This window comes from Mesorhizobium sp. C372A, from assembly GCF_030323245.1.
Lineage (GTDB): Bacteria > Pseudomonadota > Alphaproteobacteria > Rhizobiales > Rhizobiaceae > Mesorhizobium.
In genome coordinates this window covers 202,011-218,066 of the sequence record NZ_CP100475.1, presented here as the reverse complement: position 1 = coordinate 218,066, position 16,056 = coordinate 202,011, and the positions used below count along the sequence as shown (strand labels likewise).

The following is a 16,056-nucleotide window of genomic DNA, read 5'->3' as shown; positions in this document are numbered from 1 at the left end:
ATGTAGTGGTAACACGCGCCGGCGCGCGCCTAACGTGCTGACTTAATGACATATTCTTAAGGCGGTGTTCAAGTCGGGTCAGACCATCTTCGACTACCTCGCCCAGGGCCTTGTCACGGTCGGCAAAGCACGCCGTCGGCTCGGACGCCCAGCGCGATATGGTTGGCTTTGTTGCGAACCATCCCTTCATCCCGGATCTTGACCCGGATCGCGTCGAAGAAAATGAGCGGATAAACCGGATCGAGCGGGCGCTGCTGCCAAGTGGCGACTTCATCGAGCGTCCGTCACCGTGCTGATCAGATCCGGCGACACGTCGATGCCATACAGATCATGCAGGTGCCCGGTGATCTCCAGGGTGCTCATGCCGCGCGGATACATTGACACGATCTTTTCGTCGAAGCCGGGGAAGCGACGCTGATACTTGGCGATCAACTGCGGATCGAAACTGGCCTGGCGATCACGTGGTATGTCGATCTCCAGCTTGCCGGTCTCCGTCGCCACGGTCTTGCGGCCGTAGCCGTTACGCGTATTGCCAGCGTCTTCGCCGCTCGCCAGATGATGGTCCATCTCCGCGTTCAAGGCGCGCTCGGTCAGAGCCTTCTTGAGCGTATCCAGCAGGACGCCTTGTTCGAAGGCTGCACTGGCTGCGCCTCCCGCCAGAAGCTGGTCGAGAAGATCATTTGGTATTGCAGACTCGTTGCGTCGGGTCATTGTGGGAATCCTTTTTACCCACTATGCCCACCCGCACACGAAATTCCTGACAGTCCCGGCTGGCCGGTGCAGAGCCTCATGCATAGGAGACGGGCCGCCCTCACGCCGAGCAATCACAGGGCTAGGGCCGTCACCGCGACCATTGACACGATGTGCCTCCTATAGGGGGCGCCCGTCCTCGGCAAGCCCAGGCCCGAGCCCGAGCCCCCCTTCATGGAGAACGGCGCCGACAAGACACATCGCCCTCGTCATTCCCACCCCACGCGAACTCCACTACGTCACCCGCCATGGCAACCCGAATGCCGCGCCCTTGTTCAAGATGATGACGCATAATGCGCTGTCCGCCAGCAAGCTGGACTACGACGGCGCTCATCTCGTATTCGCCGAGCTTCGCTACGGCATCAACTCAAAAGGTTCTTCACTTAACAAGGCTCACAACCCCACTTAAAATGATGACGGTTGCCCCAGCCAAGGTGGCAAAGTCGGGAACCTCGCTCCAAATGAGCCAGCCAAGAGATGTCCCCCAAAGAAGCGCAGTATATTCCAGCGGCGCTACCATGGCAGCGGGGGCGAGACGAAACGCTTGTGTCATCAACGTCATGCCAGCCGTTCCAAAAACTGCGATCCCGAGAAAAAGCCAGAGGTCCTCGATGCGGAGAGCGGTCCACGCGAATGGGACTATCAAACCGCTTAGCAACGCGCTGGTGGCGATTAGATAAAGGAAGAGCGTCCAAACACTTTCGCGGGAGGGCACCCAACGGGCACTGACAAACAGAAGTGCGGAAAAAAAGGCGGCACCTAGGGCCAGCAGGGCGGCCGGCCGGCCGGTTCCACTGCCGGGGTGGGTTACGATCAGCACTCCGGCTAAGCCCGCTATCACCGCCAACCACCGCCGCCATCCCACATGGTCCCCAAGGAACCACCCCGAGATAGCAGTGATCAATACGGGGGCCACAAAATAGAGCGCGGTCGCTTCTGCTAATCTGAGATGCACTATGCTTGTGAAGTACAGCACGCTCCCAGAAAGCCAGAGTACTGCTCGCAGCAGATGAACGGCGGGGCGGTGGGAGCACAGAGCCGCTGCACCGCCCGTGTTCACTGTAACAAGCACGGCAAATGGCAGTGGGATCACGTTTCGAAGGAAGACTATTTGGAGCGGTGAATAGGTCTCGGTCAAAAGTTTCGCGATAGCGTCATTGATACAGATGCAGATTACTCCTGCGCACATCGTCAAAATGCCCGCCATATGCTGCTGTCGAGTATCCGTGATACATACGCACAAGTCGTTAGTGCTCCATCAGCGTGTCAAAGCGACCATGTCTCAGGAGATAAAAAATGGACACCACAGGTATCTCTTCCATTTTACAGTCCGCTTGGTCAAACAATTACCATCATGATTAGCGTGCCCTGTCTCGTGTATATAAACTCACTGGTCGCCTTCGGACAGGCTGATCAGCTGTCGTCAATGCCCAGGCGATTATGATATAATTACGCGCTCTGTTGTGTGAATATTTGTGTAGTTTTCTTTACGCGAAGCGAACCTCATATCGCCGCCTCTTTCTGAGACGCTGCACGTTGCGATCCTGCCGCAAGCATTGCTGATAGGCAATGGGGCGATGTGCTGGAAGCGGGGGGTTCATACTCTTGCGGACTCTGTCATTGGGACATGATAGAGTGGTGTTCATGACTGAGACCTGCGCGCCACCGCGCCTCACTTCGTGACACCGCCCCCCCGGCTGTCGGGCGAAATGAGAAATTGACCCCCCCTATCGCCTCAGCGAGGAATGTTACCGAGCGCGATGGGGCCGACATGGCCCCTATCTCCCTCCGTCGCGGCGGAGGGAGATAGGGGCCAGCTCTTCATCCAGCCGCCATCGAGGATGATCAGCCCAGCCATTTCCATGCGCCAAGCCTTCACGAACGAGGCTGGGGAGCGAAACGAATTGCGCAGGAGTTTGGATGCGCGCGCAACACGGTTCGCCGATATCTTCGTGAAGGTGGCGTTGTTGCGTACCGCCAGCCCGTGCGTCGGACAGCATTTGATGGTCTGGACGATTGGCTTCGGGAGCGTTTCTTTCGCCACGACGGGAACGCGGACGTCATTCGCCAGGAGTTGGCGAGCGAGCATGGCATCGTCATCGGGTTGCGCTCGGTAGAACTTCGGGTTCGACAATGGCGGCGCGAGTTGAAAGCGCAGAAGCGGGCGACGGTGCGCTTCGAGACGGCGCCTGGTCATAAATGCAGATCGACTTCGGCGACACGCGGGTATGGATCGGCGCCGTCATGCGGGCCAGGTGGTAGGCGATCATGCCCTGTGCCGGGGGCGACGACAACGGATAGTTGACCGTCGACATGCGCTCTGTGGACAGCGGTTTGAGGTGGCTTCACTTCGGTTTGGGCGCGGACCTGCCTTTATTGTCATCCGCCTTCCGGATGGACGGTCACGCAATATCCGCCGGTCAGTGACGGATTTGTCCCCTGCTATCGACGATGATCGTGAACATCGTAGCGCGGCGAGAAATTTAATATCCGTTCGGACTTTGCTTCCTTTAGTGTATTATGCGCGAATCACCTTTGGTAACTCAATGGCGAGTTGCGATGGTTGCTCATGCTTTGGCGCATCGGATTGCGGTGTCTCTACCGGAGACCAGTGTTCCACTGGTAAGGATCAAGCCAGACACGCCCAGCCTTTGGAACAATCTCCCACCGGTATCTCAGCACCAAGTCGCGCAGATGCTCGCGACTCTGATCCGCCGGATGTCGCCGAACGGGCCAGCGGCGAGGGAGCGGTTTGATGTTGGCTGTTCCGAGCAGTTCAGACGAGCGGCTCACGGCCGTCCGGCGTTCAAAGTTCGCTTACGTGTATGTGCGCCAATCCTCGATAAACCAGGTGCGCCACCATCAGGAAAGCACCGACCTTCAGTACAGCTTGGTGGACCGCGCCGTCAGATTGGGCTGGCCGCCGGATCGCGTCATCATCGATGAGGATCTTGGAAAATCGGGAAACGGCCAAGTCGAGCGTGGCGGCTTCCAACGGCTCATCGCCGAGATCGGGCTCGGCAACGCGGGTCTGGTGGTCAGCCTCGATGCATCTCGATTGGCGCGCAACAACCGGGATTGGCATCAACTCCTCGAGTTGTGTTCATTGTTCGGCGTTATCATCGGTCTGCAGAACGCGCTGTGGTCGGTCGGCGGTTCGCCGCTCTATCATCGCAGCGACAGCTTGTCGGCCGCCTTCCGTAACCTCGATGCCGACGCCAAGGTCGATCTGACGCATCGCTACGAGGAACTGTGCGGCCATTATCGTATGACGCCGACGCGCAACAACAAGGGCGTCGCGCACGAGAACGGCTCGATCGAAACGCTCCCACGGCCATCTCAAGAATGCGGTTCGCGATGCGCTACTGATGCGCGGCACCAGGGACTTCGACGATCTCTGCTCTTACCGCGCCTTCATCGATGAGATCGTCAGCCGCCGTAATGCCGCACATTGCAAGCGCATTGACGCTGAGCGCTCGCATTTGCAGGAACTTCCCGACCGCCGCACCACCGACTTCGAAGAGGTGGTCGTCACCGTGTCGCGCACCGGCGGCTTCACCTTGCGCAAGGTCTTCTACACTGTGCCTTCCCGCCTGATCGGACATCGGCTTCGCGTCCGGCTGTTCGACGATCGCCTCGAGGTCTTGATCGGCGGGACGCATCTGATGACGTTGCCCCGAGGACGAGGCCATGTCGACGGCCGGCACGACCAGGTCGTCAATTACCGGCACGTCATTCATTCCCTGCGCAAGAAGCCGATGGCGCTCCGGGGTCTCGTCTATCGCGACAAGCTCTTTCCCCGGCTGGAATATCGTAGAGCCTTCAACGTTCTCACCGAGAAAATGCCCGACAAACAGGCTTGCAAGATTGCCGTCGAAACTGGCTGAGGAGCTTGCCAGAACGCTCGACGCCGGCGAACTGCCTGATCTGGCCGCCCTAAAGGCTTGCAAATCTGATTAAACTAAACCGCTGCCGCGGTAGCTGAACCGGGTCGCTCTGATGACCACCTACGCGGTGGGCTTACGCGCCGCGGAGCCGGCGCGTCTGCAGGTGACGGACAAGCACCCGGATGACATTCGCATCGAGCAAGGCAAGGTCGGCAAGGACCGCTAAGAGCGTTATGGGATCAACCAGAAGACAGTCATCAAGTGGAGGGGGCGGACGTCGGTCGCTGATGTGCCGACCGGGCCGAGAACGCCAACCTCGACGGTACTGACGATCGAAGAGGAGGCGGTGATCGTTGCCTTCCGGCGGCACACGCTGCCGCTCGACGATTGCCTTTACGCGCTGCAGCCGACGATTCCAGTCCTGACTCGGTCATCTCTGCATCGCTGCCTGCAGCGTCATGGCATCAGCCGTTTGCCGGAAGTCGAAGGCGACAAGCCGGCCAAGATGAAGTTCAAGACCTATCCGATCGGCTACTTCCATGTCGACATCGCCGGCGTCCAGACGGCTGAAGGCAAGCTCTATCTCTTCGTGGCCATCGACCGGACCAGCAAGTTCGCCTATGTCGAACTGCACGAGCGGGCCACAAAAATGATCGCGGCCGAGTTCCTGCGCCATCTCATCCTAGCGCTTCCCTACAGATCCGCGCACCTGTCGGGAGGCACCGCACCACCTAGGTGAAGCATCCCTGGACTAAGGGACAGGTCGAAAGGATGAACCATACCATCAAGGAGGCAACCGTCAGACGCTACCATTAGGACAGCCACCAGCAGCTCCAAGCCCATCTCGCCGACTTCGTAGACGCCTACAACTTCGGTCGCTACGAATACATCTGCAAAACCCGGGCAAAAGAGCCAGAGCACTGGAGTGGGCCCCGCGGGCCGGACAGAGTCAGGCCGCTGATTTGACCGTTTGCCGGGTGTGTTGATCCTCGAATTGCATTGGACTGAGATAGCCGAGTGCTGAGTGAAGCCGTCGGCGGTTGTAGACCTCCTCAAGGAAATGCGGAAGGTGTTCGATGACATCGGCGAACGTCTCGAAGGCCATCGGATAGACGGCCTCGACTTTGAGCGTCTTCATGAAGCTTTCCGCCTTTGCATTGTCGTAGGGATTGCCGCGCCGGCCCATGGAACCGACCAGGCCGTGGGCGGCAAGGTGATCGCGATAGGCTGTCGCGGCATATTGGGCGGATTCAAACGGTCGTCGCAACACTCTGACATTGGAGGTTGCGATGACTATTCAAAAGCGGCGATCACACCAATCTGGACGAGCGCCGTTGCCATCACCTGGACGGCCGCCAGAAGCGGGGCGATCCGAACTTCGGCGATTTTGGTTGGGGATTGCCCGAGGGATGCCCAGCGAGAATGCTGCGTTGGAGGCCGGCATATCGCAGCCTGTCGGAGCAAGATTGTTCCGAAAGGCAGGCGGTATGCCCCCATCGATGTTCAGATCTTCGGCCAAGCTGCCCTGCGGCCGGTATCTCTCTTTCGCGGAACGTGAAGAGATCGCAATTCTTCGCGTCCAGGGCCTTTCGATGCGCAACATCGGTCGCCGCCTTGGTCGATCCGCCTCAACGATTTCCCGCGAGTTGCGCCGCAATGCTGCCACGCGCAGCGGTGGCCTGGAGTATCGTGCGTCGACTGCCCAATGGCACGCCGCGCGATCAGGCCGGCGCCCGAAGATTGCCAAGCTTGCGCTGAACCAGGCCCTGCGCCTCTATGTCGAGGAAAGGCTTGCCGGAACAGTCGCGGCACCTGACGGAATAGTCGCTCCTGGTCCTACGGTCCCCTGGATCGGACGCCGGCATGGGCAACGAAAGGATAGAAGATGGGGCAAGGCATGGAGCCCAGAGCAGATCGCCCAGCGTCTGGCGATAGATTTCCCGGATGACGAGACGATGCGGATCAGCCACGAAGCCATCTATCAAGCCCTCTTCGTCCAAGGTCGAGGAGCGCTGCGGCGAGAGTTGACGGCATGCCTGCGGACTGGGCGAGCCCTGCGGACGCCACGGGCGCGCGTCGGCCTGCGTGGCAAGGGCTTCGTGTCATCCGAGATCATGATCAGTCAGCGCCCGGCTGAAGCGGATGACCGTGCAGTCCCCGGACATTGGGAAGGCGATCTTATCCTCGGGCTTGGCAGTTCGGCGATCGGTACGCTCGTGGAGCGCACGACACGGTTCACGATGCTGCTGCACCTACCGCGACTGGACGGCCACGGCGAAGCACCACGCTCCAGGAATGGACCGGCCCTCGCCGGGCATGGTGCGGAGGCTGTCCGTGACGCCATCACGCGCACCATCGCAACCCTGCCCACGGAACTTCGTCGCTCGTTGACATGGGATCAGGGCGCCGAGATGGCCCAACACGCTGCCCTCAAAATCGACTCAGGGATCCAGGTCTACTTCTGCGATCCCCAGAGTCCTTGGCAGCGCGGCACCAACGAGAACACCAATGGGCTGCTGCGCCAGTATTTTCCGAAAGGCACGGACCTGAGCGCGCATAGCGCCGCAACGATCGCTGCCGTCGCAGCGACGCTCAACGCGAGACCTCGAAAAGCGCTCGGCTGGAAGACGCCAGCTGAAGCGCTTGACCAATGGCTCATGAAAAGAGAAACCGACCCTGTTGCGACGACCGTTTCAATCCGCCGTGTGACCCGCGATCAGAATGATGCACGCAGCCGGATGGCGGTTTGCGTCCTTCGACTGCGGCGGTCAAACCCGCCAGCTGAGCCGTGCGTCGATCGAGCGGCTGATGGCGTATCCGACAACCCGCCGCGACCAGGCATCCAGGACAACGGCAACATAGGCAAAGCCGCCGACGGGTGACGTCTGTGATGTCGGCCACCCAGAGTTGGTTCGGCCCATCGCAGATGATGTCCCGGGCGAGGTTCGGGAAGATCGGCTGATTGTGATCGCTATCCGTGGTCACCGTGTAGCGCTGGCGCATTCTCGGCTGAAGGTCATGCTCGCGCATCAGGCGGCGGATCTTCTTGTGATTGACGATCATGCCTTTTTGCCGAAGACCGGCTCGGACACGGCGCCAGCCATAGTGCTCGAACTCGTTACAGATCGCTGCGATCTCCTCATAGAGCAGAATCTGATCACTCAGGCTCGTATCCTGCGGCGCAGAAGTAGTTTGAGCACTCCTCGGCGGTGAAGCGTGGCAAGGCGTCGCGGATTGCGTCCCAAAGCTCGGGGATGTTGCGTGCGGCGGCTTTCCTGAGGATCGACTTCAGCTTGGAGAAGGCATTCTCGATCGGGTTAAAGTCGGGGCTGTAAGGCGGTAGGAAGAGCATTCGCGCGCCGGCCGCTTCGATCGCTTGGCGGGCGGCGGCGACTTTGTGAGCGGGCAGGTTGTCGAGGATGACGATGTCACCAACTCGAAGCGTAGGCGCCAATACATGCTCGGCATAAGCGGCGAACCATTCACCCGTCATCGGTCCGTCGAGGACCATCGGCGCAGTCATGCCCGTCAGGCGCAATGCGCCTGTAAAAGTAGTCGTTTTCCAGTGCCCGTGCGGGATCGGAGATCGGCACCGCATGCCCCGCTTTGCCCGTCCACGCAGGCGAGCCATCTTCGTCGATGCGCCGGTCTCGTCGATAAAGACCAACCGTTCGGGATCGAGATCAGGCTGGGCCTTGAACCAGGCGCGTCGCCGCGCGAGCACGTCGGGCCGATCCTGCTCGCTGGCGTGCGCTGTTTTTTTTGAAGGTCCTCGAGTGACGGTCGAGAAAGCGCCAGATCGTGCTCGGCGCGAACACGACCGCATGCTCCGCCCTGAGAAATTCAGCCAACTCGACCAGTGTGATGTCGTCCTGACCTTCGATCACCGCTAGGATCGTATCCCGGTAGGCTTCGATCCGCTGGGAGCGCTTGTCTCCGCCTTGGGGCTTTGCCCGCGTCGCGCCGCTCTCTCGCCATTCGCGGACCCAGCGGACCGCGCTTGCCGCGGCAACACCGAAACGATCCGCCGCAGCCCGCCGCGACAGGCCACTCTCAACCGCTGCGATCACTCGCGAACGCAAATCCTCCGATATGGCTCTAACCATGCCTGCTGGCCTCCATACCCAGCCGACATGATGAATCAGATATTCTCCCCGATGGGAATCCCTCGCGATTCCATCAGGTCAGATTATGCTCTAGTTCCATCGCATCAGCTGGTTCCCCCGGAGATGTTGACCTTCACACCTGAAGGCCTCGGTTTCCGATGCCTACTTTTGTGTCATCACGTTCTCAACGTGTGGAACACGGCGCGATCGCCGCTTTCCATCAGTCTTTGGGTGGTCATACCTGCCTGACGCAATCGAGCCCTCCGGACGAAAGTCTGACCTTCGCCAGCCTTCAAGGCAAGCGTCCGCGCCAGAAGTTCAAAGCCGCTTCCGCAAGGAAAGGCGGCGGGAGGCGACGCCAGGCTGCGATTCCAAATACTCGGTGAGCCCTGCTGGTACTCTCCCCACCGGCAATTCCCCATTGGGAACCTGCCTGTCGGGATCAAGAGTACCAATCGTGGGAGGGCCGTTGGCTCCCTGTTCGTGCCGCTCTATCCCGACACCTCTATTCGGCAAGACCCACATCCATCCTCAAGCGCATCTACCGCCGCAGAGAGGCGATCGTCTGCTCCGCACGTCGCTGTGTAACAGTTGCATTTTTTGGGAGGTTTCCCGCTACGGTGAGGCGGTGTGCCTGGCCAAGACGCAGTATACTTTCTCGACCGACCCGAGCCTGAATGGCGCAATTCGATGAGCGATGAGGGAAGGCGTTCATAGCCGTTGCCGAGAGGTGTGCTCGCCACTTCAAGTGCGATATCGCGCTTTGAGGCCCATGGTTGCGCGCGAAGCGGCCGATGCACGCCAGCATGTAAAAAATTATTCGCTAGCTATTGACATTGACATTATGAGGCCCGAAGACTCGCTAGGAGTTTCGTCAGGGGAAAACTCGTTTCGGCTCAGGAAATCAGGGGAGGGCGACTCCCACATGTCGTCGCAGATCACCTGAAGCTAGCGGTGATGATCCATCACAATGAGAAGGTAAGGAGAAATTAAATACCGATTTAGCAAATGTTCGGAAAAATAAATACGCCAATCGGTGTGACAAACGGGCACCCTGCGTCGATCCATGGAAGCCAACAAGGTGAACGTTGTTGCGGCCTTTCGGTGGGATACGCTACCAAAAGGAAGAATCATCAATAAGTCACTGGCAATGCGTCGAACGCAGATGTAATACTTTTGGACGCGTAGCTCTGAATGGAATGGCTGCTTTAGGCATGGCGGCGGTGACAATCGTCTCGGTGGCCGCTTCGGCCTCAGCGGAGTCGCTGCTCGACAAGCTTAAGAACGGAGAGACAGTCGGATAGGAGCGAAATACTTGAATGGAGGAATGTCCACAACGACGGTCCCCGAGCAGGTTCATGGAAGGGGGCGCCTGTTGCTGTTAACCACTCACTGCAGTGCCCAGCTTGGCGGGTGGCGATACGCCTTTCCGCTCGCCTTGCCCGCCTACACCGGGCGTAGCAAATAACGGACCATTGAAAATGAAGCTCAGTGAATACGTAGAATACGATGCCACCGGCTTGGCGAGGCTCGTGAATTCCGGGGACATAACTCCTGCAAACCTGGCGCGCCTAGCCCGAAAGGCCTATGACGAGGTCAATCCTCGCATCAACGCTGTCATCGAGTTCTACGAAGATGCTGAGACCGTTCCCGGCGCGAACTCCGGAATTTTCAACGGCGTGCCATTTCTTCGCAAGGATATAGGACCTACTGAAGCTGGCCGCTTGCAGGAAAGAGGAAGCCGCTTGTTCAAAGGCCATCGCTCCGACACCGACAGCTTCTTTTTCCGTCGTGCCCAGGCCGCTGGGCTCCGCACCATCGGAAGAACAACAACTTCGGAGCTAGCGATATCCGGGGCGACCGAAAGCGTTCTCCATGGCATCACGCGCAATCCATGGAATTTGGAACGCACTGCGGGGGGCTCGTCCGGGGGATCCGCAGCGGCGGTGGCCGCCGGTATCACTCCGATTGCGCATGGCGGCGACGTTGGCGGGTCGACACGTGGGCCCGCAGCTTGGTGCGGTGTTGTGGGGCTTAATCCCTCCCGCGGACGCATTTCCGGCGGCCCGGATCAGCAGGATGCAAATTGCGGCCTTTCTCGATCGTTTGTTCTCTGCCGGACTGTGCGCGATATGGCTGCCGCCCTGGACGTGTTTTCTGGGCCCCATCCGGGCGATCCGTTTGTCATTGTCCAGCCAAACCGTCCCTATGTAGAGGAACTTTCCCAGCCCACCGGCACTCTGCGGGTCGGGGTCGCGAGGACTACATGGGGCAAGCTCGATCTGGAGCCGGAAGTCCTGCATGCGGTCGACTCGACCGCCTCACTTCTGGAGGAAATGGGTCACCAAGTGACGGAGATCGAGCCGCCGTTTGATTTCGAAGAGTTCATTCGGATAATTCTCCTCTTTTCCGATCTCAGCGCGAGTTCGCTCGAAGCGTCGGCGCGGGCCATGGGCCGCATGATCAGCGCGAATACTTTGGAACCGGTCACTCTCAAACTCTACGAACGAGGGTGGAATAAACCTCCATCGATTTGGAATGAGGTAGATGAAGGTTTCCGGCGAATGCGTTTCCAGGTGGCCGAGGCAATCCATGCCTTCGACATTCTGCTGACCCCCACCCAGCCAATCGTGCCCCCACCGCATGGAGGCATTTACAGTCTGACCCACTCAGCGGTCTCCGCAGAAGAGTGGATAGAAAAGGCTTACATGGGCTGCCATCGACCCATATTCAATATCACGGGACAACCTGCAGTATCCTTGCCTTTGGCACAAAGTGCCGACGGGCTGCCGATCGGCCTTCAGATAGTCGGTCGCTTTGGCGACGAAGCCACACTGGTCCGTGTCGCACGCGATCTGGAGGAGGCCAGACCGTGGCGAGATCGGCAGCCAACAGTTCGAGCAGGAAACAGCTGAGGATCAATCGATCCATGTCGAGGATGTCAAACGAGCTAAGAGCCTTCTCTGATTGGGGTGGTTGAGGTGAAGGTGCTCCTGTACTTTTTTCCTGGCCGTTCCGCAGGTCACTCGCTTCTCTTCGCGGTCGGCGCCTTGGCCGCCGTCGGCCCACATCCGGTGCAGGATGACCGCCAACTTACGGGCCACCGCCACACGCGCCCGCGCCATGCCACGGCGCTTGGCGACATTCATGCCCCATGCCCTCAGGCTCGACCATTTCTTCGAGCGTACGAGCAGCGAATGCGCTGCCTCGTAGAGGGCCGTGCGGGCGAGTTCGTCGCCGCAGCGACTGATCCTGCCCTGGATGTCGGTCTCACCCGATTGGTAGCGCGCGGGCGTCAGCCCCAGATGCGCCCCAACCGCTTGGCTGGAGCCGAACCGCTCCGGCCGGTCGATGGTGGCGCGGAAGGTGAGCGACGTGATCGGGCCGACGCCGGGCGCCGACATCAGCCGCCGGCAGACCTCCTCCTTGCGCACGATGTCGAGAACCTGCCTGGTCAGCCGGGCGAACTCCTTGAGCATGGCGCCGAGGATCGCAAGCAGCGGCTCGACCATCGCCATCACTTCGGCGTCGGCGCCGACCAGCTCGCGCACCCGCCCGGCAAAGGCGGACCGCGACGGCAGGCCCAGCTTGACGCCGGCTTCGCGCAGCATGGCACGCACCACGTTCTCGATCGTGCGCATTTCGTTGAGAACCGTCCGGCGGGCGACCAGCAACGAGCGCCACAGCCGGCATTGTCTGCTCTTCACATGCACCTGCCGGTACCAGCCGGTGCGCATGATCTGCGCCAGCGCGCGGGCATCGTTCCTGTCGGTCTTGTTCGGCATCGTCTTCATGGCCGCATTGGCAGCCCGCGTCTCGATGCAGATCGCCGGCAGCCCTTCGGCGCGCAATCCGTCGTGAAGCCATGCCGTCAGTGAACAGGCTTCCAGCCCGACCCGCTCCAGCACCAGGTCGACTTTACGCAATGCCTCGGCCAAAGCCTGCGGCTCGCTCGCCGCTCGCGCCTCCTTCATGATGCGACCGCTCTCATCGACGACGCAGATCGCGGTCTCTTCCAAAGACACGTCCAGTCCGGCAAAGTACTTCATGGCTGCTCCTTCCCGATGTTTGTGGCGATTCCACATCGACCACGTTCTCACATCACGACAGGAGCAGCCGCCCTCTTCCGGCGTCGGCCGAGACCCCAATCACCCCATCTGTTTTGAAAATCACGGATGAGCGTTTCGGCGGATCAGATTGCCGCCCACTGCGACGAGGATCATTGCGTGAGAGACGTCGATGCGCTGCTCGTAGTCGCGCACTAGGCGGCGCCATCGGGTCATCCAGCCGAAGGTCCGCTCGACGACCCAGCGGCGGGGCAGCACCTCAAAGCCCTTGGCCGTGTCGGAGCGCTTGATGATTTCGATGGTCCATGTGCCGAGATTGGGCCAGAGCCTGCGTCAGTTTTTCTCCGGCATAGCCGCCGTCGGCAAATAGATGGCGCAACCAGGGGTAAAGCCGTCGAATGGAGGCGATGACGCCGACTGCCCCATCCCTGTCCTGGATGTCGGCCGTATGCACCGCCAGCCCGACCAAGTGCCCCTCGTTGTCGGTAATGATATGGCGCTTGCGGCCTTTGAGCTTCTTACCGGCGTCGTACCCACGCAAACCGGCAACGTCCGTGGTCTTTGCCGATTGGCTGTCGATGACGCCGGCGCTCGGGCTCGCCTCGCGACCGAGGGCGAGGCGTGCCGCAGCCACCAAGTGGAAGTTGATGGTCTTCCACAGCCCGTTGTCCCGCCAGGCATAGAAATAGCGCTGAACCGTCGAAACCGGTGGGAACCGGTCCGGCAATGCCCGCCACTGGCAGCCGGTCCAGGCGATGTAGAGGAGCGCGTCCACGACCGCCCGAAGTTCTGTCGTCCGCGGTCGTCCCGTTGCCTTCGTTCCCGGCAGGAACGGCTCGATCAACTCCCATTCTTTGTCCGTCAACGCGTTTGCATCCCGCTGCCCCGCGCGGCAATATCGCCGGCGGGTGGTCTCCGTCCAACCCATGTTGTGATCCCGTTCAAGTCTAGACAACTCAAGCGAATCACAACGGACGGGGCCACTCAACCGCTTCCACGCCAATCCCGAGTTTCGGGTCAGGCTCTAAGAGGCGTCGCGCAGCGCGTCACGAGGTAATAGATGTTGACAGAAAATACTGGATCGGGATCTCCAGCAACTCTTCCGGCCATGAAACGTGTCTTGGAAGGAGGCGCCCATAAACCTTAACGCAGGCAAGGCCAGTGCCTTACGACGGCTTCGGAGCCCAAATCCCATGCGAGATGGCCCTCGATAGACCTTGCCTTACCAGACACTTCGTTCCCTGTGACCTGATGTGGTGGACGGCATCCGCTCCCGGCGTCGCAATGTGCCAAAGTGTGGCTGTTGAAGGTCACATGAGGGAGAGCCGTCCATGGAGAAGGTTAGCACAATCGGTCTGGATGTCGCCAAGCACGTCTTTCAGGTGCACGGCGTGGACGCGGAGGGCGCGGTGGTTGTGCGCCGGAAGTTGCGTCGCGACGATGTCGTCGCATTCTTTGCGTCTTTACCGGGCATGTCTGATCGGCATTGAAGCCTGCGCAACGAGCCATGACTGGGCCCGCGTTCTCATGGGGCTGGGTCATAAGGTCCGGCTGATGGCAGCCTCCTATGTGACGCCATATGTCAAACGGCAGAAGAATGACGCGATGGACGCGGAGGCGATCTGCGAGGCGGTCACGCGGCCGTCGATGCGCTTCGTTCCGGTGAAGAGCGAGGAACAGCAAAGTGTGCTGATGTTGCATCGAGCTCGTGAGCTTATGGTCCGACAGCGGACCATGCTGGTGAACGCGCTGCGCGGCCACCTGGCCGAGTTCGGGATGACGCGCCAGGGCATTGCCGGCGTCGGGATGTTGATCGGGCTCGCCGACGACGGGCATAACGAGCTGTCGTGCGAGACATAGCCTGGAACGCACAGGCGCGCTTGACCAAGCGCTACAGGGCCCTGATCGCGCATGGCAAGCGCAGCACCGTGGCTGTGACCGCAATAGCTCGGGAACTCGCTGCTTTCATGTGGGCGCGCCCGAGCGGATGAGCAGCAGGCAGGAACCTGATCCTCGGTCGCGACGACATAATCAACACAATCATCGCGCCCATCGGCGGGGACGTGGCATTGAATGGGGAATTCCCGGCACCGCTTTGTGGCCGGCAATGCCGACGCCCGTTGTAAGAGAGGACCAGCCTCTTCAGGCAGGTGGCGGCTTTCGAAGTATTTTCTTTTCCCCAATTTGGCCGGATAGCGGTAAGTCCAGGCGCTTTCAGCCAACACGCGGCGCACTCGGGCATTGCCAGCCTTGGTGATCCCGCCCCGTCGCACGGCGTCTCCGGTCGAGCGCTCCGAGGGGACAAGTCCGAGATAAGCCATCAGCTGTCGCGGGTTGGCAAAGCGGCGTACATCGCCGATTTCGACCATGAAGGTAGCCGCACAAATGAGCTGGACCCCACGCAAAGCCTGCAAGCGTTCGACTACCGGCGCGAGTGGCCAGTCGAGCAGGCCGTCTTCGATTGCCTTTTCCAGGCGTGCTACTCTTTCCCGGCACTGCGACTCTGCGAGGATCAACTCCTGCAGGACAGCGTCCTGACTGCGGTATGAGAAACTCAGTCCATGCAGCCATTTGAGATACTTTGTTCCCCAGGCCTTCAGGCCCGAATAAATCTTGCCATGTCGCAACAGGAAGGATCGAATCTCCTGCCGCTTGCGGGTTCGATCCTTCACCGCAGCCTCGCGGGCGCGGATCAGGTCACGCATAGCCTCATGAGCAGCGTCCGGTGTCCAGATCTCCGTCAGCTCACCGGCACGGAACAGCCGGGCAAGTTTCTCGGCATCGCGGCGGTTCGTCTTGACCCGATCACCAGGCTTGCGCGGGATCAGAGACGGAGCAATCACGGCGCACTCGTAGCCAAGCGCTTCGATCTCCCGCTTCAGACCGTATCCGGTGGGTCCAGCCTCATAGCAAAATCTCAATCGTACACCCGGGCGTCCGATCTTGCGGACGAGGCGGCGCACTGACGCACTATGGGAGGATATCTCTCCGACATATCGAACCTCGCCGTTACGCCCGCTCTCGGCGAGAGCAACAGCATGCCGATCCTTCGAAACATCCAATCCTACAAAAACTTCGCTATATTCTTCCATGGTTCGTCCTCCCGGCATGAGGATAGGCTCGATGAGCAACCCTCGTTTCAACCACTGCCAGTGTAGGGCGAACCACCTCACAGCCGGCAACCGGAAAGGACATAAGGTCTTACGGATAAGCACACTGAGTGCGGACCAAACAAAAAACATTAGA

The 16,056-nt window shown here is 60.0% G+C and carries 6 protein-coding genes and 9 pseudogenes; 7 read left to right on the top strand and 8 right to left on the bottom strand.

The annotated features are described in order from the left end of the window. Positions 1-131: 131 nt before the first annotated feature. A pseudogene (locus NLY42_RS00970) lies at positions 132-711 on the bottom strand (IS256 family transposase); the annotation flags it as partial. 418 nt (positions 712-1,129) lie between these two features. Continuing rightward, complete coding sequence (locus tag NLY42_RS00965) at positions 1,130-1,957, bottom strand: DMT family transporter (protein ID WP_023756252.1); 828 nt, start codon at positions 1,955-1,957, stop codon at positions 1,130-1,132. 666 nt (positions 1,958-2,623) lie between these two features. On the opposite strand from NLY42_RS00965, the pseudogene NLY42_RS00960 reads away from it, so the two are divergent. From NLY42_RS00960 to NLY42_RS00950, 3 pseudogenes are all read left to right on the top strand, one after another. After that, positions 2,624-2,988 (top strand): annotated as a pseudogene (locus NLY42_RS00960) (IS21 family transposase); the annotation flags it as partial. Positions 2,989-3,505: 517 nt separating this feature from the next. Further along, positions 3,506-4,695 (top strand): annotated as a pseudogene (locus NLY42_RS00955) (recombinase family protein); the annotation flags it as partial. A gap of 168 nt (positions 4,696-4,863) precedes the next feature. After that, a pseudogene (locus NLY42_RS00950) lies at positions 4,864-5,603 on the top strand (integrase core domain-containing protein); the annotation flags it as partial. Here the strand turns inward: NLY42_RS00950 and NLY42_RS00945 are convergent. After that, positions 5,587-5,904 carry an integrase core domain-containing protein gene (locus NLY42_RS00945; protein WP_198022244.1) on the bottom strand — a complete coding sequence of 106 codons (318 nt, stop codon included), beginning with the start codon at positions 5,902-5,904 and terminating at the stop codon, positions 5,587-5,589. The pseudogene NLY42_RS00950 and the gene NLY42_RS00945 sit on opposite strands and share 17 nt — an antisense overlap. Positions 5,905-5,926: 22 nt before the next feature. On the opposite strand from NLY42_RS00945, the pseudogene NLY42_RS00940 reads away from it, so the two are divergent. Then, positions 5,927-7,324 (top strand): annotated as a pseudogene (locus NLY42_RS00940) (IS30 family transposase); the annotation flags it as partial. Here the strand turns inward: NLY42_RS00940 and NLY42_RS00935 are convergent. Together NLY42_RS00935 and NLY42_RS00930 are read right to left on the bottom strand one after the other, a co-directional pair. Continuing rightward, entirely contained in the window at positions 7,293-7,763 is a 471-nt protein-coding gene (locus NLY42_RS00935; RefSeq protein WP_245271321.1) for an IS3 family transposase, read from the bottom strand. The pseudogene NLY42_RS00940 and the gene NLY42_RS00935 overlap by 32 nt on opposite strands. 31 nt (positions 7,764-7,794) lie before the next feature. Next, positions 7,795-8,743, bottom strand: a protein-coding gene (locus NLY42_RS00930; protein ID WP_286489001.1) for an IS630 family transposase whose coding sequence is annotated in 2 segments (ribosomal slippage) — positions 7,795-8,401 and positions 8,400-8,743 — 951 coding nt in all. Because the reading frame shifts where the segments join, the coding sequence is not laid out codon by codon here. A 1,481-nt stretch (positions 8,744-10,224) separates the two neighbouring features. Here NLY42_RS00930 and NLY42_RS00925 point away from each other — a divergent pair. Then, positions 10,225-11,658 carry an amidase gene (locus NLY42_RS00925; RefSeq protein ID WP_023756283.1) on the top strand — a complete coding sequence of 478 codons (1,434 nt, stop codon included), beginning with the start codon at positions 10,225-10,227 and terminating at the stop codon, positions 11,656-11,658. A gap of 141 nt (positions 11,659-11,799) precedes the next feature. Here the strand turns inward: NLY42_RS00925 and NLY42_RS00920 are convergent. Both NLY42_RS00920 and NLY42_RS00915 read right to left on the bottom strand, forming a co-directional pair. Then, positions 11,800-12,792: pseudogene (locus NLY42_RS00920) on the bottom strand (IS110 family RNA-guided transposase); the annotation flags it as partial. A 120-nt stretch (positions 12,793-12,912) separates the two neighbouring features. Further along, a protein-coding gene (locus NLY42_RS00915; RefSeq protein ID WP_286489000.1) for an IS5 family transposase occupies positions 12,913-13,738 on the bottom strand; the annotation gives its coding sequence in 2 pieces (ribosomal slippage) (positions 12,913-13,128 and positions 13,130-13,738; 825 coding nt in all). Between the two features lie 403 nt (positions 13,739-14,141). On the opposite strand from NLY42_RS00915, the pseudogene NLY42_RS00910 reads away from it, so the two are divergent. Both NLY42_RS00910 and NLY42_RS00905 read left to right on the top strand, forming a co-directional pair. Then, positions 14,142-14,589: pseudogene (locus tag NLY42_RS00910) on the top strand (IS110 family RNA-guided transposase); the annotation flags it as partial. 71 nt (positions 14,590-14,660) lie between these two features. After that, positions 14,661-14,801 (top strand): annotated as a pseudogene (locus NLY42_RS00905) (IS110 family transposase); the annotation flags it as partial. 171 nt (positions 14,802-14,972) lie between these two features. Here the strand turns inward: NLY42_RS00905 and NLY42_RS00900 are convergent. Next, positions 14,973-15,902, bottom strand: a pseudogene (locus NLY42_RS00900) (IS110 family RNA-guided transposase); the annotation flags it as partial. Positions 15,903-16,056 lie beyond the last annotated feature (154 nt).